Consider the following 25,860-nt stretch of genomic DNA (forward strand, 5'->3'; position numbering starts at 1 on the left):
GCTATGGAAGCATTTGTGCGCTGGCATTTTTAATAGTATAATATGTTGTTCCTTATTTGATTATTTATAAAATGAGCAAATTTCTTTATTTTCAAGATGCTGAGACGATACCTCTTTGGAAGACAAAAATTCCTAATGAAATATCAAATTCAGATTATAAAGAATTGCCGGTTTATAAAGAAAATTTGTTAGTAAGTACATCTCATGTTTCAACCCCAACTTTAACCATTTTCCAACCAAAGTTCGAAAAACCGAATCAGACAGGTGTGTTAATTTTTCCTGGTGGAGGGTATTCTCGTTTATCGATAGATAAGGAAGGATTTAAAATAGGAAAATGGTTAAGTAGTATAGGAATTACTGCATTTGTGTTAAAGTATAGGTTACCATCTGATGTAATCATGGAAGATAAGACAATAGGTCCATTACAAGATGCTCAAGAAGCTATGCGGTATGTCAGAGAAAATGTTAAGAGGTACAACTTAAATATTGATAAAATAGGAGTTCTAGGTTTTTCGGCAGGTGGACACCTTGCCGCAACATTATCAAATTGTTATAATGATGTTGTTTATAAGTCAAATAAAACAAGTGCGAAACCAAATTTTCTATTGCTAATTTATCCAGTGATCAGCATGGAAGAAACCATAACACATAAAGGCTCTAAAAGCAAATTACTGGGAATATCGCCATGTAAATCGTCTGTTATAAAACATTCAGCAGAATTACATATTGATAAAAATAGTATAATGACTTTTATAGTTCATGCATCTGATGATTTATCAGTACCGGTAGAAAACAGTCTTAAATATTATTTAGCCTTAAAGAAACAGAATGTTTCAGCAGAGCTACACGTGTTCGAAAAAGGTGGTCATGGATTTGGGTTATGTAATGATAAAACTAATTTACATTGGAAAAATAATTGCCAAAGTTGGTTAAAGCTCCATGGATTTCTTTAATCATATTTTGTAATTGTAGTCATTCTAGAAAAGGGATCAAGAAGGCAAAAATTTGGCTTCTGTAATAATAAATTACTGAGATATATTTTTTTGATTAAAAATGTGCTCGAGAACACTAATAACTTAACTTTAAAACCAACATTATGAGAAAAACCAACATTTATTATGTAACAACTTTATTTTTTATAAGTCTAATTAATATTCCGAATTTAATGGCTCAAGAGGCACAAATTTGGAAGAAATATATTGGAGAGATTAATAATTCAGAGATTCCAGATCTGCCAAACTATAGTTATGCAGGGTATAAGCTAGGAGCAGAATCCATTCCTAGTAGTAACGCTACAATATTTAATGTTACAGATTATGGAGCTATAGCAAACGACGACACTTCAGACGAAGATGGTATTAGAGGAGCCATAGCTGCGGCAGAAGCAGCAGGAGGAGGAATAGTGTTTTTTCCAGAAGGTGAATTTATTGTTAATGCGACTTCGGGGAATGATCAATCAATAATAATTTCGGGATCTCATATTGTGTTAAGAGGTAGTGGCTCAGGTATTGGAGGTACTATTATTAATATGAAGAATGTTATGGCTCAAGAACCAGGAATGGTGGGTGTATCTCAATGTAATCCTATGTTTAGTTTCATTGGTACAGAAGAAGTATCAACTCACACAAATTTAATAGCTGATAGCGATAAAGGTACAAATTATATAACCGTTGATAATGCTAGTGTTTTTAATGGATTTAAATTTATCCGAATGTATATGGCTCCTAATATAGATGCAAATAGTTTGTATCTAGATGGTATTACAGAAGTAAATAGTATTTGGACAAATATTAATGACACAGGAGTGGAAGCAAAAGAGTTCCATGAAATTGATTATATATCTGGTAACAAAGTGTACTTAAAAGATGAATTTATTGATGATATTGAATCAACTCATGGTTGGACTGTTCAAGGGTGGAATATGATTGAAGAGTCAGGGTTTGAAGATATTCATTTTAAAGCAAACTTTAAAGGACCATATGTTCATTTACAAAACTACCAAGGAGATTCAGGATGGAGAGCTACCAGATTTACAAATGCAGCTCATTGTTGGGTAAGACGTTCACGATTTACAAATGTATCTTATATAGCATCTACAGTAGACTCTTATGCGATCTCTATAATTCAAATTTTATTAGATGGAGTTCGTGGACATAGTACTGTAGATATTGCTAAAGCCTCACGATCATTAGCTGGATTAATTTGGGACAATACTAATACAGGTCAATACCATGGTGTTAACATGTCTGGATATACTACAGGATCGGTTGCTTGGAGAGTAGAATCTACAAATGGGCGAGGTATAGATTTTCATGGTAGTTTTCCTAGATCAAACCTCTTTGATGCTTACGAAGAATATGATCTTGTAGGAAATGGAGGTGCAACAGAAAACTTACCAAATCACCTAGGAGGGTTAACATTATGGAATTTAAGTAGAGTCGGACCTTTAGCTGTTTCTAATTATAATTTTTGGTGGTTTTGTAATTATTGTGCAGCTGTAGTAGCAAATCCAATTATAGTAGGAATGCATGGTACATCAACGACCTTTAATCAAGAAAGTGTAAAATATGAAGAAAGTAATGGTGCTAAAGTGTATCCTGAATCTTTATATGAGGCCCAAATAGAACATAGGTTAGGAACTAAACCGGCTTGGATTGATGCCGCAATGTCTGAATTTGAGGAGTTAAAAGATGAATGGTATTTAGTGGCTGATAATTACACAGAGACCATCAATAATTTAGAGCTAGATACTTGGGGAAGCGTATCCTACATCGGAGATAATGGCTTTAATTGGAATGTGAATGCTAAAGGTGTTAGTGGGTTTATAGACGATACTAAAGAAATATATTTTCAGAAAGGCGTTACCGGAATTACTTCTAGCCCAATTCGCGGAGGTTTAAATTCATTTTCAGTGGAATGTAAAAATCTTTGGGATTTAGCCGAAACCAGAAAAGTGGAATTACTTATAAATGGAGTTGTTGCTGGCTCTATTGAACATAAAGGAGATGAAGTTTATACTTTTTCTGTTGATAATATTGATGTTACAGAAGACTTTGTATTGGCCATTCGCAATGCAAGTGTCCCTGACTCAGGAGAGGAATATAGAAGTTTGGCTATAGCATTCGATAATATTAAATGGTCTCGAACGTCAACACTAAGTGTATCAGAAAGTGATTTTTTAGATGTTAAATTATACCCTAACCCTTCCAATACGGGAGTATTTAATTTAAAACTCGATAAACCAGCTACTGCTGTTATTTACGATATTGGAGGAAGAATTATCCAAAAAGAAATAAATTTAGATAGTGGAGTAAATCCAATAAATATTCCAAATACTAACGTGGGAGTCTATTTTCTTAGCTTGACTAATGATATAGGGGAGACTAAAATTTTTAAGCTTTTAAAAAATTAATTTTTCACAGAATTTCAAACCTATATTTTTTTAGTAAATACTATAATTATTTTATAAGTGAAGTGGGTATCTTATTGTTAGATACCCATTTAATATTTTTTAAAACATTAAATCACAGTTTTTTATGTGTTTTTGTGTTTAAATCAATTCTATGAATGTTTATTTATAATATTCATCGGCTTTCATATATTATAAATAATTTGATTACTCTATTTTTAATCGGAATGTTCATTTGATTTCTCATCCTTTGTCTCATTGTGGTTTGTCTTGTCATTCTTTTCTTTAGGCTTATCTTCATCGATATAGACAAGCGGATGATCTTCAACGCCCAGTCCTACAATTTTAATAATGCTCGCTACAGTATAGTAAAGCATTAATACAACGACAATTAGACCACCACTAATTATGGCCGATAAACCCAAACTCATGTAGTACACTACGGTAAACCAAGAAGGAGGCACACTATCTGCTTCCACAATGGGAATATTAAACAGTTGAAAGATAATCATGGAGGTTACGAGTACGATGGTTACTGTTTTGGCAATGGTTAGAATGTGCTTGTAATGATCGTCTGTTAATTTCGATTTGGTATTCGAGCTTACACTTAATAAGGTCAGTAATAAAGCTAAGATAGTAGCCGAAGCAAGCACTACTGTATTGCATAACGTATTAATTCCAGATAAGGAGGCTCTGATTAATTGTTGGGCTTCATAGCCACTTACGGATCCTAAAACAAAAGCTCCAATTCCAACAATAATGGTTGCTGTGAGTCCGCCCAAAAGCGCTTGCATGTTGTGTTTTGATAGTTTCATAAGCTGGTAGACATGTGGTTATACTGGTATTGTTTGTGACGGTTATCTGTATATTAATATCTAGAATAGAACAATGGTTGTACTATGTCTTGTATACAGTCATTATAATGAAAATATTTTCTCTTAAATGCGTCTGCCGTCAATCAAATTGTTAGAAATGGCCATTAAGGCTACCACAAGCAATACATGCGTTAAACTCTCTTGAGTCAGACTAGCGATGACTCCAAAAAATCCTAATATCCAGGTTACAATACAAATTAGAGCTATTAGCCAAAGTATATTTCTCATATTACAGTTTTTTAGGTTTTACATTGTATTTATTAGATTTTTAATTCTACAACTTCCGTTGCAAGACCTAAATTAGTAGACTTTAAGGATATATATTAACTCAAAGCATCTCGGATGTTAACTCTATTCATTTTTAGCGTCTGTGTTAACTACTTATAACGAGTGTGTTATATGTGGTTTTTGTCGTTTTTAATGTCTGAAGTAGGGATGAGATTTGTAATCTGATGAATTTATAGACGTGAGTTTGATTGATCTAGTTGTATAAAATATTGCTCTTCAGCTTAGTATTTATGGAAGGAGACTCTTAATAAGAAGTATCTCATGTTATTTAAAATATTGACAATTGGTACGAGAAGTGCAGGTCATTTTTCATGGAAACCAAATCTCTTGAAGTAATGCGTAGTACGTTGCAGTTGTTATTAGGCGGTATTAATTGCTATGTTGTCAATCATTATAGTAATGAGGTATCGACACTAAAAACCCGCATCCACATAATTTATCTGTTTCAGCGGGTATTAAGGATTCAAAAATTTAATACCGTAAAATTACTTATTGAGTTTCTTAAGGTTTAACTCGAATGCACTAAATATTGTTCTTAATCGACTGTTTATCTGTGTATTTTACTAGTTTGACCTAAATAACAAGCATCTAAACTGTCAAATAAAGATATGATGTGTTTTAGTATTTACGCCTAGAGAGGTGTGTTTGGTAATGGTGAAATAAGCTGCTGAGCTTAAGACTTTTTTTGACAATTGTTAGTCTTAGTCTTATTTCGTGTTTATAGTTTAAGTATGGCAAAATGATAGTTAAGAGCTTTGTTTTATGTGCTTTTGGATAATATGGTTACTTGTTGGTATGAATTGAGGTAATTTTTTTATCAAGTGATTTTTAAAATAAAATGGTTGTACAATAAAACCTATAATTATTACGGCTTTCCGTAAGACAATATGCAATGTGTTTTGTATTTTTAGAACGTGATAAATTATTACTACCCGTCTATGTCTAAATACAATACAGTTCACCTTTTAAAAACAAGTTCTATAGATTCGTTGCAAATTACTTGTCTATTGAAGTTAATAAAATGCTTCTTTGTAGTAGGTTTTAAATACATTTAAAATAATGCAAAGTTTCAATATTATCCTTTTAATAACACTAAGTGTTATTCTAATAATAGTTGTTTATGTTTTAAGTACGCGTATTAAAGTCTTAGAAAATGCTTTAGAAGAGGTTGTACAAGAGATTGATTTTTTAAATAAAAAAGTTTTTAAAATACATAATCAATTAGATTTAAGCTCTAAATCTCAGACAAAACCTTCAGATAAGTTATCACCACAAAGAGGTATATCACCAAAAGAATTTACTGGCCTTGACACAGGTCTATCGGATCTAAAAAGACTAGGTAAAGGTGCTACGATCTATTTTATAAATAAAGATCAAGATCGTTATGATCTTACCACTTCGAATACACGTTTTTCAAATATAAACTCAACAGTGCCCGTATGGTGGTTTGATATTCCTATTGAATTATTTAAACAAGATTTGCATTTACTTTTAAAAGGAAAACGTCAATTGTATTGGCTACGACTGCCAAAAGGAACCTTTGACTTACCACAACGGTATTTTTACATCAGACAGGATAATGGGAAAGTTCAGTTGCGTATTTCAACAGAACCTGGACGTTACTTTATGTGCGATACAGCACCTACCAGTCGAGGAATTGCCTTTGAAAAATATGTGGTAAAAATTTATAAATAGAATTAAGATTAAGTAGATTTTTTTGTTCAAATAAAACAGGTCATAATAACACAATATGAATACAGCATTATATACATTAAAAGTAGATTTTTTAGCCAATTGGCCCATTGAGAAGTTAGAACAGATGACCTTGGAGGAGTATACAAATCTAGATAAAACATCTTTTTGTTATTGGGTAGAAGCTATAACATCTGATTTGGGAAGTATTTGGGGTGGGTCTTCTTATAAATTTGGAATATTTAAAAGAAGAGATTTAGAATCTGTAAATTATGATGATAAAAGAAAATCTGATGGAGATTATGCTTGGTATGGAAAATATGGCGACACTAAAGAAGATGCTTTTACTACTATTAAAACGATTATTATAAAAATAGCAAAAGCTATTCAATTCGGAAACCTAAAAGCAATAGACGCTATTGATTTAGGCCATGCCTATAAGTGGAAGATCGCTTTTTTATATGGAGAATATAATTGCTTAAATGTGTTTAAGTTGGATGCCTTACGTGTTATTGCTAGTAATCAAAATATTAATTACACTAATAAAACACCTGTTTCTGAATTTCATCAATCTATACTGGCTTTAAAGCCAAAAGAGACCGATTATTTTATCTATGTCCATGATCTTTGGAAACAATACGAAATGCGATTAATTAATGTAAAAAAGGATTTTGCAAAATGGTTAAATATAAACACTTTCGAGTCGTATAGAGCCTATTTTGGTAATTCGACACTTTCTATTGAAGAACGATTAGATGAAATTAATACTTATTTTGAAGATATAGACTTTTTCTTAGTAGATCCTAAAAAAATAAATGACTTAGTAAGTACAATACTGTTTTTGTTAAGTAAGAAAGAGCGAAGTAAAAATCCTGATTTTGTAGCATACGATTCTAAACATAGTAATGGTATTCCAAAAGCTATTTTAGGTAAAAATAATTACATTAAATTTTTAAAGGAGCAATATGATTATACGCCACCTAATTATTGGCTATATGCACCAGGAAATAATGCAGAGCATTGGGATGCATTTTATAAGAATGGTATTATGGCCTTAGGTTGGGACGAAATAGGTGATTTAACGCAGTACAGCTCTAGAGACGCAATAAAAGAGGCTTTAATAAATAGTTACGGTGGCGATACAGATAAAAGGAATGATGTCACAGCAAATGACGATTTGGCTAATAAAATAAAAATTGGTGATGTTATTATATCAAAAAACGGGCGCAATGTATTGTTAGGGTATGGTACCGTAAGTTCTAATTATTTTTTTGATGATCACCGAGAGGGGTATAAACATTGTAGAAAAGTAGATTGGAAGCTTAAAGGTAGATGGGAGGTATCTCATAATATGATTACAAAAACGCTAACAGATATTACAACCTATAATTCGGAATCTTCTAATCACGAATTTTATTATCAATACCTTATGAGTACAATGAATGAAGAAAAAACGGAAAGATCAGCTTTGCCTGTTATAAAATTTCCTCTAAATCAAATTTTTTACGGTCCTCCAGGAACTGGGAAAACCTATAATACTATAAATACAGCCATTGCTATTGCTAATCCTGAGTTTGATGTAAATCAAGATCGGACTATTCTAAAAAATGAATATAACAGGCTCGTTCAAGATGGGCAAGTTATGTTTACCACTTTTCATCAATCTATGAGTTACGAAGATTTTGTCGAAGGGATAAAACCCGTACTAAATCAAAACGACAAAAATATAGCATACGAGATTCAAGAGGGTGTTTTTAAAATTATTTCTAACCGTGCCAAAGGGGTTCAAGGCGATATAAAGTCAGGATCTGTAAATGTCGATTTTAGAAATTGTAATTATTTTAAAATGAGTATTGGCGGAAAAAACCGTAAGGATGTTCACGATTGGTGTATTGCCAATAACAAAGTGGGGCTTGGTTACGGAGAAAATAATGATTTATCTAGTCTAAGGTCTAAAGATTGGAATACTTACAAAAAAGACTTTATAGCTAAGTTTCCAGATTTAGCAGAGCAAACAACCTATTCCATAACGGCTACTCATAGGTTTATAAATACGATGAAAAAGGGGGATGTTGTTCTAGTATCTTTGGGAAATCATATTATTGATGCTATTGGTGTTATAAAAGGCGATTATGAATATGTCGAGTCTTCAGATATTAAATATCATCAATTTAGAGATGTAGAATGGATTGCTACTGGGGTGGACGCAAACCCCAGTGTATTTGTTGAAAAAGGCATATCGCAACAAACAATTTATCAGTTTGATAATGATGATATTAAAATATATTACCTAGAAAGCTTGTTATCTAATAAAACAAAGCCTTCAAATCATCTTAATTATGTTTTAATTATCGATGAAATAAATAGAGGTAATGTATCTGGAATTTTTGGAGAACTGATAACGCTTTTGGAATCCGATAAAAGAAAAGGGAATAAAGAGTCCTTAAGTCTCACGCTTCCCTATTCAAAAGAATCATTTTCTGTTCCTAAAAATCTATTTATTATAGGTACGATGAATACCGCCGATAAATCGGTTGAAGCTTTAGATTCGGCCTTAAGACGGCGTTTTGAATTTAAAGAAATGGCGCCCAGACCAGATTTGCTAGATGGTGTTACCGTAGATGGTATTGATTTAAAAGAATTGATGAATAATATAAATAGTCGGATTGAAAAACTTATAGATAAAGACCACTGTATAGGGCATAGTTACTTTTTAAAAGTTAAAGATTTAGAGGGTTTAAAATCCTGTTTTAGAAATAACGTAATTCCTTTACTCGAAGAATATTTTTATGGTGACTTTGGAAAATTAGGTCTAGTACTAGGTGGTAGTTTTGTTGAGAAAGTACCGACTTCAAATTTTAGTTTTTCAAGTTTTAATGATTACGATGGCGACGTTATTTCAGATTTAAAAGAACGGCCTATCTATATAATTCGAGACGAACAATTTTGGGATTTTAAAGCCATTTAAGTTATGAATCAACTCATTCAGGTCTTCGAATTTGAAACTTTAAAAGCTAATGATACGCGATATTTTACCTCGGAATCTATAGGCTTAAAAGTTATGAATACTTTATGGCAATATAACGATACGCATCACAATATGTATTTTGAAGGTGTGAGAAATGGCGTACGTTTTAAAAACTATGTTGGCGTTTTACAAGTTGGTAGTGTGACCATTGAGATATTGCCGAAAGCCGACAAAAATATTGGAAATTCAGGAGATAAGAAAACATGGCATACCGTTTTACTACATATGCTAGCAAAATGTAAACGTATAAAAGTTGATGCTGTTAGTGATGCCGCCTTAAGGCAAAGAAATAATTCTTTACTCGATCTGTACTTCGGTATTTTTATTCAAGAAGTGAATATGCTTTTAGGGCAAGGATTGGTAAAGCAATATCGGAAGTATTCAGGAAACATAAAGGCCTTAAAAGGTCAGTTACAATTTAGTCAACACATTCAACAAAATAGTATTCATAAGGAACGTTTTTTTACCAAGCATCAAGTTTATGATCAAAACCATTTAATCAATCAAATTCTGTATCAAACGTTACTTGTTTTAAAACAGATGACTCATCAATCTGTCTTAAGTGATGCTATAAACCGAACACTTTTTCGGTTTCCAGAAATGCGTACACCAAACATTACAAAAAGTAGTTTTACTAGCTTAAAATTAGGACGAAAAACGGCATCGTATGCAGAAGCTTTAAAAATCTCTAAAATGATTTTGTTTAATTATTCTCCAGATATAAGAGGTGGCTCAGAACAGATGTTAGCCTTATTATTTGATATGAATAAGCTTTGGGAAGAATATGTGTATAGAGCCTTAGCAAAATATCAAAACGATTGCTTTAAAGTGAGTTTTCAAAATGGGACCAAGTTTTGGGAGCATAAACGGATTAAACCAGATATTGTTATTCAGTTTAAAAAAATGGGGATAGACAATACTTGGGAAACGGTCGTTATTGACACAAAATGGAAAATGATTGATCCAGCACACCCTAGTGATGCTGATTTGAAACAGATGTATGCTTATAATATGTATTGGAATGCACCTAAAAGCATGCTATTATACCCAACAAATAACCATATAGTTACCACTTTTGGAAATTTTCATAAAGGAAGACCTGAAGTCAATCAATGTAAATTAGGATTTATTGAAGTGTTAAAGGATAATAAGCTGAATGCTGATTTAGCCCGTGATATTATCCACTTATTAGATTTAGGATTAAGTATAAATTAATAGCGATTTAAATGATTGATTTAGTAGTAATAACAGCATAATACATGGATAAAAGTATAGCATTTATTGATACAGAAGTTGATGTTAAAACTCATAAGTTGTTGGATTTTGGAGGTGTAACACAAAATGGTTCCGTTTTTCATTCACATTCCATTAATGAGCTACTTGAGTTTATATATCTAAATGATTATTTGTGTGGTCATAATATTATAAAGCATGACTTACCTTTCATAGAAAAAGCAACACAATTTGATTTTTCTGGCTTTAGAATTATAGACACGCTTTTTTTATCTCCCTTACTATTTCCTTCCACTCCTTATCATGCCCTACTTAAAGATGATAAGTTGCAAACAGAAGAGTTAAACAATCCCTTAAATGATGCTAAAAAGGCCAAAGACTTATTTAATGATGAAGTCAGTGCTTTTTACGATTTAGATACAGAATTAAAATACATTTACTTTACCTTACTTAAAGACAAGAAAGAGTTTGCTGGGTTCTTCGAATATTTAAATTTTCCCACTCACTCTTGCGATGTTGTCACTCTCATTCAAAGTAAATTTAGAGATTATATATGTGAGCATTCCATCTTAGAAAAAATTATAAAAGATAATCCAGTAGAATTGGCGTACTGTTTGGCTTTAATAAATACAAATAGTAGATACTCGATTACGCCAGCTTGGGTAATTAAAAATTATCCAGAAGTAGAACGCGTCATGTATGTCTTACGAAATTCTCCTTGTTTGTACGGTTGCACCTATTGCAACAATCATCTTGATTCCAAAAGGGGGTTAAAAAAATATTTTGGTTATGAAGCTTATAGAGTATATGGGAGCAAAGCTTTACAAGAGGAAGCTGTTAATGCCGCCATTAATAATAAATCTGTTTTAGCTGTTTTTCCTACAGGTGGAGGTAAATCTATAACATTTCAAGTCCCAGCTCTAATGAGCGGAGAAAGTGTGAAAGGTTTAACTGTAATCATTTCACCACTTCAATCTTTAATGAAAGATCAAGTCGATAATTTAGAACGGTCCAATATTACCGAAGCAGTAACCATTAATGGTATGTTAGATCCTATAGAACGTGCTAAATCTTTTGAAAGGGTAGAAAATGGTTCCGCTTCATTGTTGTATATCTCTCCAGAATCGCTAAGATCAAGGTCAATAGAACGCTTGCTATTGAATAGAAATGTGGTAAGATTTGTTATTGATGAGGCCCACTGCTTTTCATCTTGGGGACAGGATTTTAGAGTAGACTATCTATATATAGGTGATTTTATAAAAAATCTTCAAGACAAAAAGCGACTTGAGACACGTATACCAGTTTCTTGTTTTACGGCAACCGCTAAACAAAATGTAATTCAAGATATTATTACATATTTTAGATCCAAATTGTCTTTAGAATTAGAGTTATACAGTTCTAAGGTTTCTAGAACAAATTTAAGTTACAAAGTTATTCCAAGAGAATCGGACATTGATAAGTATGATATGTTACGTAATCTAATCGATGGTAAAAATTGTCCGACCATTATTTATGTGTCTCGTACTAAGCGGGCATATGAAATAGCTGAACGGTTGTGTAGTGACGGCTATTTAGCTAAGCCTTACCATGGCAAAATGGATAAGCAAGAAAAATCGGAAAATCAAGATGCATTCATTCGTGGCGATGTGGATATTATGGTGGCAACCTCTGCTTTTGGAATGGGCGTAGATAAAAAAGATGTTGGTATCGTGATCCATTACGAATTGTCGGACTCTTTAGAAAACTATGTTCAAGAAGCAGGGCGAGCAGGTCGAGATGAAAATATTACAGCAGATTGTTATGTGCTTTTTAATGAACAAGATTTAGATAAGCACTTTATCTTACTAAATCAAACTAAGTTGAGTATAAAAGAGATTCAACAAGTTTGGAAAGCTATAAAAGAGTTAACACGGTTTAGATCTAATGTTTCAAACTCAGCCCTAGAGATAGCAAGAAAAGCAGGTTGGGACGATAGTGTTATGGAAATAGAGACGCGAGTAACAACAGCCGTTTCAGCCCTCGAAGAAGCAGGCTATTTAAAACGCGGGCAGAACATGCCACGGATCTTTGCGAATAGTATCCTTTCCAAAAATGCACAAGAAGCTATAGATAAAATTAATACATCTGTTAATTTCAACGAAAGACAAAAACTACATGCTGTCCGCATTATAAAAAAGCTTTTTTCAAGTAAAAGTAGAAAACAGGCTTCGGATGAAGAAGCCGAATCTAGAATTGATCATATCTCAGATCATCTTGGTATTAAAAAGGAAGAGATTATTAATATTGTAAACCTGTTACGTGAAGAAAAAATATTAGCAGATACTAAAGATCTTACAGCATTTATAAAACGAGGCGAAAATAAGAATCGTTCTTTAAGCATTGTTAATTCCATTAGTAAAATAGAAAAGTTTCTATTGACGCAATTTGAGGAACAAGAAAATACGTTTCATATAAAAGAACTTAATGAATTGGCAGAGGAACAAGGTTGTTTAGATGTCTCTCCAAACAAATTAAAGACTATAATTAATTTTTGGGTAATAAAGAATTGGATAAAGCGCAAACCAAAAGATTTCTCGAAAAATCAACTGACTATAATTGCAAACTACTCGCAAAAAGAGCTTACTGAAAAATTAGAAAAGCGTCATGAATTAGCAGGTTTTATTGTCGATTTTCTATATTCAAAAAGTAATGAAGGTCTATCCGGAGCAGATAAAAAAAAGGAAGAGTTACTTGTCGAGTTTTCTGTTCATTCCCTAAAAGAGGAATATGAGACTCAGAATGCTTTATTTAAAATGGGCGTTTCGATTGACGATATTGAAGATGCTCTATTTTATTTGTCAAGAATTAGTTCTATTAAAATTGAAGGAGGATTTCTAATCGTATACAATAAATTAACAATTGAAAGACTCGAAGAGGATAATAAAATAAGGTATAAAAAGGAAGACTACGAAAAATTAGATAACTTCTATAAAAACAAAGTGCAACAAATCCACATTGTTGGAGAATATGCTAAGAAAATGATTTTAGATTACAAAGAAGCTTTGCAATTTGTAGAAGATTATTTTCAGCTTAATTATACATCATTCCTAAAGAAATATTTTAGGGGAGAGCGGGAAAAGGAAATTTTGGTTAACATTACACCTAAAAAATTTAGACAACTTTTTGGAGAATTATCACCTGCACAATTGGGTATAATTAAAGATGCTACTTCACCATATATTGCCGTAGCTGCTGGACCTGGAAGTGGTAAAACAAGAGTATTGGTTCATAAACTTGCTTCCTTATTACTTATGGAAGATGTTAAGCATGAACAGTTATTAATGGTAACATTTTCGAGAGCAGCAGCAACAGAATTCAAGAAAAGATTACTTGACTTGATTGGAAATGCTGCTAATTTTATTGAAATTAAAACATTTCATGCCTATTGTTTTGATCTTCTTGGAAAAATAGGTTCCGTAGAGAAATCGCAAACTATAATAAAAGCCACTGTAGAGAAAATACAAAATAAGGATATTGAATCAAACCGCATTACCAAAACAGTTTTGGTGATTGATGAGGCTCAAGACATGGACAAACATGAGTTCGATTTAATTACTGTCTTGATGGAATATAATGAAGATATGAGAGTCATTGCAGTAGGGGATGATGATCAAAATATTTATGAATTTAGAGGTGCCAGTTCTAAATACCTAGAACAATTTATAACGGAACAAAAGGCAAAAAAGATAGAGCTGATTGAGAATTTTAGGAGTAAAGCGAATCTTGTAGAATTTACTAACATTTTCGTTGAAAAAATAAAATCTCGACTTAAGGATAGTCGTATATTTACTCATACCAATGAACTAGGAGAATTAGAGATAATTAAATATACTACAAATAATCTTATGCTTCCCGTTGTAAAGTCGATAATAGATACAGACTTTGTTGGTACAACTTGCGTTTTAACGCATACCAATTCAGAAGCATTACAACTTACAGGATTGTTATTACAAGAAGGATTAAAAGCAAAACTGATTCAAACTAATGAAGGGTTTAGTTTATACAATCTAATTGAAGTGCGTTATTTTATTGAACAACTTAATTTTAGCAAAGATAAGTTTATTATAAGTGAAGCTAATTGGAAGGCGGCAAAAAGAAAGTTATGGAATAATTACAAGGAGAGTAATAAAATAGATATATGTATTCATATCATAAAAGATTTTGAACTGTCTAACCCTAAAAAGAAATATCAATCGGATTTTGAGATATTCATTAAAGAATCGAAACTAGAAGATTTTACTAAAACAAATGGTGAAACCATTTTTGTATCAACTATTCATAAATCAAAAGGAAAAGAATTTAACAATATAATCCTTCTTTTAAACAAATTTAATCCCGATAACGATGCAAAGAAACGTGAGCTTTATGTGGCCATGACTAGAGCTAAAGATAATCTATCCATTCATTTAAATGGAAATTATTTGGATAATATTGATTGTTCAAACGTGGATCTTAAATTTGATGGTTCGGAATATAAATTATCTAATTTATTATTAATAAATCTATCATTTAAAGATGTTTGGTTGAATTATTTTGCATCAAAACAGCATATTATATCTAATTTCAGAAGTGGAGATTCATTAAAAGTAAATGATCTTGGGTGTTATGATAATTCAGGCCATTGTGTTCTGAAGTTTTCAAATAGTTTTAAAGCTAAAAAAATAGCGTATCAAAATAAAGGATTTATGATAAAGGAGGCTAAAATTAATTATATACTTTATTGGTATAATGAACAAACGGATAAAGAGTTATTAATTATTTTACCCGAGCTCACTTTTATCAGAAGTATGTAGTAATCATAAATTTGAGAAATTAAAGTATTAGCTTAAATTCGTGTAATTATAGACTTAATTCACCCATTAAATCAGCTCTCAAACAATGTTAAAGTCTTCTTAATAAATCGATTGCGTTAAAAATATCTAAATGGGTATTTTATTTTTAAAAAAAAGCATTGATATGACTACACAAAAATTACTTGTAATGCTTTGTGTTATGGGCGCTTTATGGTCCTGTAAGACGAAGACTGAAGACAACAACACGGAAACGCTATCTGAAACTGTGACTGACGCCGATACGGTGCAAACAGCTATTGGTCCGCTAATATTACCAAAGCCTTATGCGACCAAATCTGTAAGGAATGAAAATAAACTAGTCGATTGGCCGGAAGGCAAACAGCCCGTGGCTCCAGAAGGATTTACAGTGTCTGTATTTGCTGATGGCTTTACCCATCCGCGATGGACGTATATTGGTCCGAATGGCGATGTGTTTGTTGCAGAATCGGATACTAAAAATAGTGCGAACCGCATTACCATTTTAAGAGATACAAATCAAGACGGAAAGTTTGAAGTCCGCGACACCTTTTTAGACGATTTAAAGCAACCTTTAGGGATGCTTATTATTGGCGATGCCTTTTATGTAGCGAATACAGACGGACTCTATAAATATCCGTATCAGGCCGGGCAAATTTCTTTAGAGGGTGTTACAAGCGAAAAATTAGTAGACTTGCCAGCTGGCGGGTATAATAATCACTGGACACGTAATATTATTACGAATGCTACTCAGGATAAGATTTATATTTCGGTTGGATCGGCCAGTAATGTCGGGGAGCATGGAATGGCTGAAGAAGAGCGACGTGCTAATATTTTAGAAGTTGGTTTAGACGGGAGTAACGAAGTGATTTATGCTAGTGGTTTACGTAACCCTGTAGGTATGGACTGGAATCCTGTCGATGGTACGTTATGGACGGCGGTAAACGAGCGCGATAAGATAGGCGATAATTTAGTACCCGATTATGTGACAGGTGTTAAACGCGGTGGTTTTTACGGCTGGCCTTATGCGTATTACGGCCCGATAGAAGATCCGCGTTTGGCAGGGAAAGCACCAGATTTAGTGAATAAAACCCTAGTGCCCGACGTTTCTGTTGGTGCACATACTGCATCTTTAGGTCTTACATTTTATACCAAAGACCAGTTTCCATCCAAATACAAACACGGGATATTTGTAGGTCAGCATGGGTCATGGAACCGTGCAGTATTGTCAGGATATCGTGTGGTTTTTATTCCTTTTGAAAAGGGTGAGCCAGCAGGTGAACCTCAAGACTTTCTTACGGGATTTATTGCAGAAGACAATAATTCTGAAGTGTATGGGCGTCCGGTATGTGTAATTGAAACTCCTGAAGGTGATTTGTTGGTTAATGACGATTCGGGGAATTTGATATGGAAAGTCAGCTACACCAAATAAACTAAATATTTTAAATTCCAAACCCATATTATAATGAGGATACCACCTTTAAAATACGTACTGGTGATGGCATTGCTGTGCGGTTTGCAGTCGCTTAGGGCACAGCAACTTCAGGGTAAGATTCAAAACTCAGAAGGTGCTGGCATCTCTTGCGTTGAATTGTACGTCAAAACCACACTAATTACGACCACAGATGCCACAGGAGCATTTCAGCTTTCAGATGCGTGGGACGTTCCATTACGGCTCACATTGAAGCATCCCGATTATTACGTGAAAACGGTTAACTTAACATCAGATGATGAAGTGTTGACGCTTTTACCATTGGACCATGATCCAGAGTTAGACCCTGTTGTAATCTCTTCTACTTATCAGAAGGCGAGTCAGCTTATCATTCCTACAACAAAAGTCACTTCAGAAACCTTTGATGCATATAGTCCGATAGATATCGTGTCTGCACTCAACCAAACTCCAGGTGTTTACATTCAAAGTGGCGCGCTAAACACGAATAGAATTACCATTCGCGGTGTGGGGTCTAGAACGCTCTATGGCACCAATAAAATTCGAGCTTATTATGATGGAATTCCGATAACCAACGGAGCAGGAGAGACTTCTATTGATGCCTTTGATCCTGAATCTATGGCAAATGTAGAAGTGGTTAAAGGCCCTAAAGCTACACAGTATGGTACCAATTTGGGAGGAACCTTATTGCTGAATACCAAACATGCGCTTGCGGGAGAGACTTATATACAGAATAATTTTAGTGTGGGGAGTTTTGGATTGCTAAAAAATAGAGTTGCTTTGGGGACTGCAGAAGATCGCTATGCCATACAGTTGCAGTATGATCATTTGGAAACCGATGGATTTCGTGATAACAGCCGCTATCGTAGAAATGCACTGTTACTCACGTCGCGCTATCAGTTAAATACTAATAATGAGTTTGGGGTGTTATTAAACTATACCAATTATTTTGCGCAAATACCCAGTTCTATTGGGAAAACAGCCTTTGAAACCGATCCTTCTCAGGCAGCTTATACCTGGTCACAAGCTCAAGGTTATGAAGATAATGACCAAGTTTTAGTGGGCTTGAATTATACCCACCGTTTTTCTGAGCGCTTTAGTAATACCATGGCTGTATTTTATTCGTACTTGGATCATTACGAACCACGTCCTTTTAATATTTTAGATGAATACACTAACGGTTACGGAATACGAACTTTATTTGCTCAAGATTTTGATTTTTTTGACCGTCAGTCGACTTTAAGCTTTGGAACCGAATTGTATCAAGATGCTTACACTTGGCGTACTATTGAAAATCTATATGAAAGTAATGATGGCAATGGAAGTTTAGAAGGGGAGTTGTTGAGTGATAATTTGGAAAAGCGATATACCGCACAGCTATTTGCGACAACCACTTTACAACTTACAGGCGCGTTGAAACTCCAAATGGGATTTAATCTGAATTCGACACGCTATCAGTTTACCGATTATTTTAATGTGGGAGATTCTAATACTTCTGCCGATCGTAATTTCGATCCGATATTTGCTCCAAATCTTAATCTTCTCTATCAATTAACCTCAGATATAAAGTTGTATGCCAACGTGAGTCGCGGTTTTAATTATCCGTCTATAGAGGAAACGTTGACGCCAAGCGGACTCATTAATCCAGATTTGGGGCCAGAAACCGGTTATAATTATGAATTGGGGAGTGCCTTTTATACCTTTCAAGGACGGATGCACGTCCAATTGTCTGCCTACTTACTCGATATTGATAATTTGTTAGTTGCCGATCGGGTGGGAGACGACCAATATATTGGTAGAAATGCAGGGCAAACCGAGCATAAGGGTGTTGAAGTGGCTGTATCGTTCTCGCAATTGTTTGCCAACGGCTGGTCGCTGCGACCGTATGTGAATGCCGAATTTAGTGACAACCGTTTTGTGAATTTTGTTGATGGAGAAACTGATTATTCTGGGAATGTATTAACGGGTGTGCCGAGTACCAAAATCAATGGAGGCCTGCAATTGGCTTACAAATATTTTAGTTTGAACACTAATGTATTACACATAGGAGATATGCCTTTAGATGATGCCAATACGCTGTATTCTGATCCGTATACGGTATTAAATACGAAACTCACATACCGTAGCGATTTGAGTCCACGGCTTTCGTTTGAACTTCATGCGGGTATCAATAATTTTACAGATGAAACTTATGCATCTTCGGTATTGATTAATGCTGTAGGTTTTGGGGATTCCGAACCTCGGTACTATTATCCTGGAGATCCAAGAAACTGGTATGGTGGGCTAAAACTTAATTATGCATTATAATAATTAGAATAGATTACATTTTTAAGTGTAAACCGTTGTGTATACTAGGATTTTTATAAAGACCTATAGAAATGGCGAATCGGTATGCTTATGTGTATTAGCCTTATGGATTTTCTTGTAACCAGTTTTGATAGCATTGGACTAAGAAATCGGTGCCAGCTTGTTTGTACTCATCTGTAAATAGAGTGAAATGGTCGCCTGAAACATAACTAAATTCCATTTGAGCCTTTAATGCGTTCATTTCTTTTTCTAACAGTGCTACAGAGCGGTTTAAAAATATATTATCGCTGGTGCCCACAGATATTCTAATTTTACCGTTCAGGTCTTTTTTAAGACTGTCCCAATGGTTTCTAAGTAATATAGAGAGGTCGTATCTTTTCCAAAGCGGGATGGCATTCTTGTTAATTTTACCCGTTGCATCATCGACTAATCTGATGCGTTTTCCATCGGTATCATATCCGCCAAACACCGCATCAAAAGCATGTAATTGCGAGCCTCTGTAAATAACATCTTCAGTTTGATAGAAGTCCTTAGAAAAGGTCACGGGAAAACGACCTGCTATGGTAAAAAGCGGACGTGATTGCCCTTTACTGTTGTAATATATATTATCGGCATCATAAATATTTACGTCTTGATAGTTTCTAAAATCCACTTGATCTGGCGCACTAGCCCAAGCTCCAACAAAAGTTTTCGGATAATTAACCTGTAACCAGAGGCTTGTCCAGCCTCCACTACTATGGCCATGCAGTAAAAAGGCGCCATTTGTTCTGTAGGTTTTTTGTAATGCTGGGATAAATTCTTTGACAAGCGCATCTCCCCAAGGTCCGTTTACATCACTATTGGCATAGGTAGAATGGCCTTCGGGGCAATTACCATCCAGATAAATAACGATGGTGGGTTGGTCGCCCAATTGCTCTAAAAATGTGTTGTGTCCGGAGTATAATTTGTAATTCGCACCAAAACCAAAAATTGAGAAGATAACGGGGTAAGTTTTATCAGGTTGCTTGTAGTAGTCTTTAGGTAAACTGACGGCCGCATTTACAAAGATTGCTGTGTTGTGAAAGGCACTTAATAGAGGTGATTGTACTTTGAATTCTTTTAAATAGTCTGTTTCATACATACGTATAGGCTTCACAGACTTAGTGGCCTCAATTTGGATGACTTTAAGAAAAGCCTTATCTATTTCTACTCTTACAGGTTCAGAATATAGGTTGCCTGTACCGGAACCTATATTCCCATCGCCAAGATTTAAGTCGAAAACCACTTGCACATAATAAGTTCCTCGTTCTATATTTGATAATGCAACCGGATATGAGATTGCGTGATCGTCAAAACGGACGGCCTCACCAGGTTTTAAATCCGTGACCGACACTCTGAATACGGGTGTCAACTCTAAGCCTACAGCAATATCTTTAGGCGATGTATTTACTTTAGACATATAGAGCAATACTTGTCCTGTAAAAGAGTCTTGCCTGAGATTGGTATTAAAGTTAACTTCAAATTGTTGTGCATCTACGTGGAACCCAATTAAGATAAAGCACAGACTTATAAGGTATATTTTTTTCATGAGTACACATTTTAAGATCATATTTAACCGTTACATTAGAAATATGAGTGCTTAATATAGTGTAAAAGCATGTATTTTAGCGTGTTAATCTGTTGTAATGCGAAGAATTTAGTTGTAAAAGCTTTACTGCTAAACTTTAATCTGTGGTATTTATATACACATCGCCACCTTTCATAACGAATACTACAGAATTTATAGTTGTTATGAAATTATGGATTAGGTCTCCTTTTACAGCAATAATATCGGCATAGGCCTGCGGAGCAATATACCCTATATCATTAGTCTTATTTAAATGTACTGCAGAGATGTAGGTGCTAGATTGTAAAATATCTAACGGTTTCATTCCTGCTTCAGCATAATATCTAAACATATCTTTAGACGATTCGCCTCGCGAGACTTTAATATCTGTATAATTATCAGAACCAGCAACTATAGGCACGCCTAGATCTATCGCTCTGTGTAGTCTGTCTTTCATTTTTTTTATATAACTATCTATCCAACCTAACTCATTCGGATTGTAACCGGCAAGTTTTGCATACGTATCCATATAGGCTCTACTGTTTTCTGTAGGTACTAAATAGATGTTTTTTTCTGCCATTTTAACAAGTGTGCTATCGGCTAAATTAAATCCGTGTTCAATACCGTCTACACCAGCTTCTATAGCATTCCAAGCCGATTGGTTGGTAATACTGTGGGCGGTGACTTTTAAATGGTAAGCATGTGCTGTGTTTACGACAGATTTAATTTCATCTACGGTTAAATAGGTTTTATTGGGAATATTATCTGCACAAATTTTAATAACATCAACATTCTGATTTACATGTTCATTAACCGCATTTTTTGCATCTTCAGGACCTGAAATGATACGATATTCTAAACCAATTATATCTTGATGTTCAGGTAGTACCCCATAAATTTGTCCGCCCTCAGCTGCTAATATTGGTCCAGACGCAAAAATACGTGGTCCAAGAATACTACCTTCGTTAATGGCATCTCGTAGCGAGACATCAAGATATATCCCGGAGTTTCCTAAATCTTTAATACTAGTAATGCCTTGGTCTACATAGCTTTTTGCTCTTTTAGAACCGCGCAATACTCTTAAAGCGTCACTTTCCATGGTTAGAGAATGTACACTGTGTTCAGCAAAATCTTCTTGCGCTTCTTGAGAAAATAGCACATGAGTATGCGCATCTATAAGTCCAGGAAGTACGGTGTATTCTGATAAATCTATAACTTGTTGTGTTTTAGGAAGTGTTTTAAAATCTGTAATCGCTATAATTCTTTCACCTTGAATTTCTATCAGTTTATTTTTAAGCAAGGTGTTAGATTTGCTATCGTATAAGAGGCCGGCTTTTATGTAGGTTGACTTTTGTTGCGCTAGTATTTTGGTTTGCGCCGTTATAAGAAATGTGAGTGTTATGAAAAGTATTTTGTACATGTCTCTGTATTAATGCATGCCCAAGATAAGCATAGTTTTAGAGTGAAGTGCTTCCAAGAGACTGTTTTATGTGATTTTTTTAATGTAATATATGGTAGTTCTGTACCTTAAGGATTTTAAACTCTTAATTTAAATGTTCTAATTTTCATTTCTGAATCTGTGTTCTATAGATCACTTAAATCCCAAAAGACCTTTTTGCTAGTGTGATGTAATGCTGTTAAACCAAAACATAATATGGTTACAAGCTTCACCGTGAAACCTGTAACCATATTTTATAATTACTGATGCTAAATTTCTTAGTATATCACTAGGAAAATAATCTAGAAATTGACTAATTAGTGTTTAGGTCGTCTTCCTGATATAACATTATATAATACGACAATTATCGCTATAACTAACAATATATGAATTAAACCACCTATTGCAAGTCCTGCGAAAAATCCTAAAAATCCTAAAATCCATGCGATAATACAAACCACCGCAACTATCCAAAGTATACTTCTCATAATTCCATTATTTTAAATTCATCACACATCATTATGTGCTTCTACAAGTCAAAGCTACATGTATTTTAATCTTCCACTTGATGCATATGATGATGTTTTTTATCGCAATCCCTATGGCATCAAATTTAAGACTTAGACTTGATTATTAAATAATGCTACATTTAAATGAGCTACTTTTTTATTGATTTGTGTCAATCTAAAACATTTATAATAAAGAGTTTAGTGTGATTTTATTTAGAAAACCTTATCAGCTAACACTAAAACATTAAAAACATGGCAAAAGACAAAAGTAATTCACCTAAACTCAAAAAGATAGAAGATTTAGAAGCATCGTACAAGGAAATGGATAACAAGGCGATGACGACAAATCAAGGATTGAAAGTTAACGATACCAATAATTCTTTGAAATCGGGGACACGAGGCGCGACACTTTTAGAAGATTTTTTATTACGTGAAAAGATAACAAACTTTGATCATGAAAGAATTCCAGAGCGTATTGTACATGCTAGAGGTAGTGGTGCTCATGGTTATTTTGAGCTTTATGAAAGTATAGAAGAGTACAGTAAGGCTGGAATATTTACAGATGTTAATCGTAAAACTCCGGTATTTGCTCGATTTTCAACGGTTGCCGGTTCTAAGGGATCTACAGATTTGGCCCGAGATGTGCGTGGATTTGCTGTTAAATTTTATACTGAAGAAGGGACTTGGGATTTGGTAGGAAATAATATGCCGATCTTTTTTATTCAGGATGCTATGAAGTTTCCAGACTTAATTCATGCTGTAAAGCCCGAACCTAATAAGGAAATTCCTCAGGCTGCTTCTGCTCACGATACATTTTATGATTTTGTATCTCGTACTACCGAAACACTTCATAATCAGATATGGGTGATGAGTGATAGAGCAATTCCGCGTAGTTTACGTATGATGGAAGGTTTTGGAATTCATACATTCCGATTAATCAATGATAAAGGAGAATCTCATTTCGTGAAGTTTCATTGGAAACCAAAATTAGGTGTGCATTCTGTGACTTGGGACGAGGCCGTAAAAATTAGTGGAGCAGATTCCGATTTTCACAGACGCGATCTATGGGATGCGATTGAAGCTGGAGCATATCCAGAATGGGAATTGGGTGTGCAAATTGTGCCCGAAGAAGATGAGTTTAAATATGATTTTGACTTACTTGATCCTACAAAATTGATTCCTGAAGAATTGGTGCCAGTTAAAATTATTGGGAAAATGACGTTAAACAGGAATCCAGAAAACTTCTTTGCAGAAACAGAGCAAGTTGCCTTTTTACCAGGACATATTGTACCAGGAATAGACTTTACTAACGATCCGTTGTTACAAGGCCGTTTATTTTCATATCGAGATACGCAATTGTCTAGATTAGGCGGACCAAACTTTCATCAGATTCCTATAAATCGCCCTGTAGTAGATACGCATAACAATCAACGAGATGGGAAAATGCAAATGGATATACCTAAAGGCCAAACGGCATACTTTCCAAATAGTATAGGTGGTGGTTGTCCTCATTTATCTAAAATGGCTGAAGGTGCTTTTCATTCGTATGAAGAACGTATTGATGCTAATAAAATAAGAACTCGTAGCGAAAGTTTTAACGATCACTTTTCACAGCCAGCATTATTTTATAGAAGTTTATCTGCTTGGGAACAACAGCATGTGGCGGATGCGTACACCTTTGAACTTGGTAAATGTAACCATCAAGATATCCAAGAACGTATGTTATGGGTTGTCGCTCAAATTGATACAGATTTAGCAAAACAAGTGGCAAAAGGATTAGGATTAGAAATACCGAGTACAATAGAGCAACCTATTAATCAGGCCATAGGTGCCGATGCTAAGGTAGAAGACCAGCAGCCTCCAAAAAAGAAAAATTATTTAGATGCTGCACCTTCATTAAGTCAAGCACACACTAAGTTTGAAAGTATAGCCACCAGACAGATAGCTGTATTGGTTTCGGATGGATTTTCTATGACCAATTTCAAAGCGGTAAAAGCGCATCTTGAAAGTAAAGGCGCGGTTATACAGTTAATCGCTCCACATGGCGGACAAGTGACTTGCGATGAGAATATGAAACATAAAGTGGATGCTGCAATTATGACGACTGAAAGTGTGTTGTATGATGCAATTTATATTCCAGGCGGTAAAAAATCTATTACTGACTTAAAAAGCACTTCAAAATTTATAAGCTTTATTAACGAAGCTTTTAAACACTGTAAAGCCATTGCAGTGGATGATGAAGGGGAAGATTTAATTGATAAAACTTATGTCGCGGACTATAAAGACGATGCAGCCGTTTTTATTAATGCAGATGTTACAGCATTTGCAAAAGCTATTGCCAATCACCGTAATTGGGATAGAATGGAGATTGCAGACAGTTTAGCGGTGTAAATTTTCACTTCTAAGTATATTAAATATCAACTTGTTTCATTACTAATGTAGTGAAACAAGTTTTTTTTTGTTTAAGTCAATATATTATAGGAATACTATTCACTTCTATATTCAGAATATTTAATACCTACTAAAAATGAAGACTAAGACGTTTTGGTTTTAGCGTATTCAAACTTGTTAATTTGTATCTGTAATATCTATGGTAATCACTTGGTTTGTGTTTTTGTCGAAAAGGAGCAAAGCTTGGTCCCATGGCGTATCGAAAAACCAATAAGCGTGTTCAGGGGCGTAGGTAAAACTATTGACTTCGTTAAAGCGATTGTCAAACTCGTCTTGAACAAAATCTAAAGCTAAAGCCCATGCTTTTTTTGTTTTTATACTGTTGTAAGCACCGCCGTAATGTAAGGTGCGTGCCAATTGGCCTGGTAAATCAAAGATATCACTAAACCATTTGGTTTGTTTACAATTTGGAGTATCGGTATGGTAATCTAAATCTGTTCTATACTGCTGTAATTCTAGTCTGTTAAAAAAATGCGCGATAAAATATATATCGCTTAATCTGTTTCTGGAAGCAAACCATTGCAGACACTCATGGTCTGATATTTGAAATTTATGTAATTGTATACCTCCATTAGTGTGCGTTGTAGTACAAGCTGCTTTAAAAGCCTCTGCACCAGCAGACCATTCCTGAAGTTCGGTAATGGTAAGCTCCTGCCACATGTTTACAATCTCTTGCTCTGATGGCATATCTTGAGTAAAATCTACTTTTAGTCTGTTGGTCATAATAGAGTTGTAGGTGTTTGTGTGT

General features: G+C 34.3%; 15 protein-coding genes. 9 read left to right on the top strand and 6 right to left on the bottom strand.

The window, feature by feature from the left end; genetic code table 11:
- Positions 1-71 precede the first annotated feature (71 nt).
- Positions 72-953, top strand: coding sequence for an alpha/beta hydrolase (locus AST99_RS05010; RefSeq protein WP_057779817.1), 882 nt, complete (start codon positions 72-74; stop codon positions 951-953).
- A 143-nt stretch (positions 954-1,096) separates the two neighbouring features.
- Entirely contained in the window at positions 1,097-3,412 is a 2,316-nt protein-coding gene (locus AST99_RS05015) for a DUF4955 domain-containing protein (RefSeq protein ID WP_057779819.1), read from the top strand.
- Between the two features lie 215 nt (positions 3,413-3,627).
- Here the strand turns inward: AST99_RS05015 and AST99_RS05020 are convergent, their stop codons facing one another.
- A complete protein-coding gene (locus AST99_RS05020; RefSeq protein ID WP_057779821.1) occupies positions 3,628-4,224 on the bottom strand; it encodes a hypothetical protein in 597 nt (198 codons plus the stop codon).
- 123 nt (positions 4,225-4,347) lie between these two features.
- The gene (locus AST99_RS18535; protein WP_103192351.1) at positions 4,348-4,512 is read right to left on the bottom strand and encodes a lmo0937 family membrane protein; all 165 of its coding nucleotides are present in this window, start codon (positions 4,510-4,512) and stop codon (positions 4,348-4,350) included.
- 1,119 nt (positions 4,513-5,631) lie between these two features.
- On the opposite strand from AST99_RS18535, the gene AST99_RS05025 reads away from it, so the two are divergent.
- The 6 genes from AST99_RS05025 to AST99_RS05050 all read left to right on the top strand — a co-directional run bounded on the left by AST99_RS05025 (position 5,632) and on the right by AST99_RS05050 (position 19,129).
- Complete coding sequence (locus AST99_RS05025) at positions 5,632-6,267, top strand: hypothetical protein (RefSeq protein ID WP_057779823.1); 636 nt, start codon at positions 5,632-5,634, stop codon at positions 6,265-6,267.
- Positions 6,268-6,322: 55 nt separating this feature from the next.
- Positions 6,323-9,232 (top strand): AAA family ATPase, encoded by a 2,910-nt coding sequence (locus tag AST99_RS05030; protein WP_057779825.1) that lies wholly within the window; start codon positions 6,323-6,325, stop codon positions 9,230-9,232.
- Positions 9,233-9,235: 3 nt separating this feature from the next.
- Positions 9,236-10,507, top strand: coding sequence for an McrC family protein (locus AST99_RS05035; RefSeq protein ID WP_057779827.1), 1,272 nt, complete (start codon positions 9,236-9,238; stop codon positions 10,505-10,507).
- A 344-nt stretch (positions 10,508-10,851) separates the two neighbouring features.
- Positions 10,852-15,357, top strand: coding sequence for a RecQ family ATP-dependent DNA helicase (locus AST99_RS05040; RefSeq protein WP_232301581.1), 4,506 nt, complete (start codon positions 10,852-10,854; stop codon positions 15,355-15,357).
- 163 nt (positions 15,358-15,520) lie between these two features.
- Entirely contained in the window at positions 15,521-16,804 is a 1,284-nt protein-coding gene (locus tag AST99_RS05045; protein WP_057780280.1) for a PQQ-dependent sugar dehydrogenase, read from the top strand.
- Between the two features lie 33 nt (positions 16,805-16,837).
- Positions 16,838-19,129 (top strand): TonB-dependent receptor family protein, encoded by a 2,292-nt coding sequence (locus AST99_RS05050; RefSeq protein WP_057779831.1) that lies wholly within the window; start codon positions 16,838-16,840, stop codon positions 19,127-19,129.
- 103 nt (positions 19,130-19,232) lie between these two features.
- On the opposite strand, the gene AST99_RS05055 is transcribed toward AST99_RS05050, so the two are convergent.
- The 3 genes from AST99_RS05055 to AST99_RS18540 form a co-directional block, all read right to left on the bottom strand.
- Positions 19,233-20,696 carry an alpha/beta hydrolase-fold protein gene (locus AST99_RS05055; protein ID WP_198151408.1) on the bottom strand — a complete coding sequence of 488 codons (1,464 nt, stop codon included), beginning with the start codon at positions 20,694-20,696 and terminating at the stop codon, positions 19,233-19,235.
- A 136-nt stretch (positions 20,697-20,832) separates the two neighbouring features.
- Complete coding sequence (locus AST99_RS05060; RefSeq protein ID WP_057779835.1) at positions 20,833-22,134, bottom strand: metal-dependent hydrolase family protein; 1,302 nt, start codon at positions 22,132-22,134, stop codon at positions 20,833-20,835.
- 335 nt (positions 22,135-22,469) lie between these two features.
- Complete coding sequence (locus AST99_RS18540; RefSeq protein ID WP_057779837.1) at positions 22,470-22,640, bottom strand: lmo0937 family membrane protein; 171 nt, start codon at positions 22,638-22,640, stop codon at positions 22,470-22,472.
- Between the two features lie 273 nt (positions 22,641-22,913).
- On the opposite strand from AST99_RS18540, the gene AST99_RS05070 reads away from it, so the two are divergent.
- The gene (locus AST99_RS05070; RefSeq protein ID WP_057779839.1) at positions 22,914-25,052 is read left to right on the top strand and encodes a catalase; all 2,139 of its coding nucleotides are present in this window, start codon (positions 22,914-22,916) and stop codon (positions 25,050-25,052) included.
- A gap of 177 nt (positions 25,053-25,229) precedes the next feature.
- On the opposite strand, the gene AST99_RS05075 is transcribed toward AST99_RS05070, so the two are convergent.
- Positions 25,230-25,835 carry a hypothetical protein gene (locus AST99_RS05075; protein WP_157486302.1) on the bottom strand — a complete coding sequence of 202 codons (606 nt, stop codon included), beginning with the start codon at positions 25,833-25,835 and terminating at the stop codon, positions 25,230-25,232.
- Between the last annotated feature and the right edge of the window lie 25 nt (positions 25,836-25,860).

The organism is Formosa algae (assembly GCF_001439665.1).
Classification (GTDB): Bacteria; Bacteroidota; Bacteroidia; order Flavobacteriales; family Flavobacteriaceae; genus Formosa; species Formosa algae.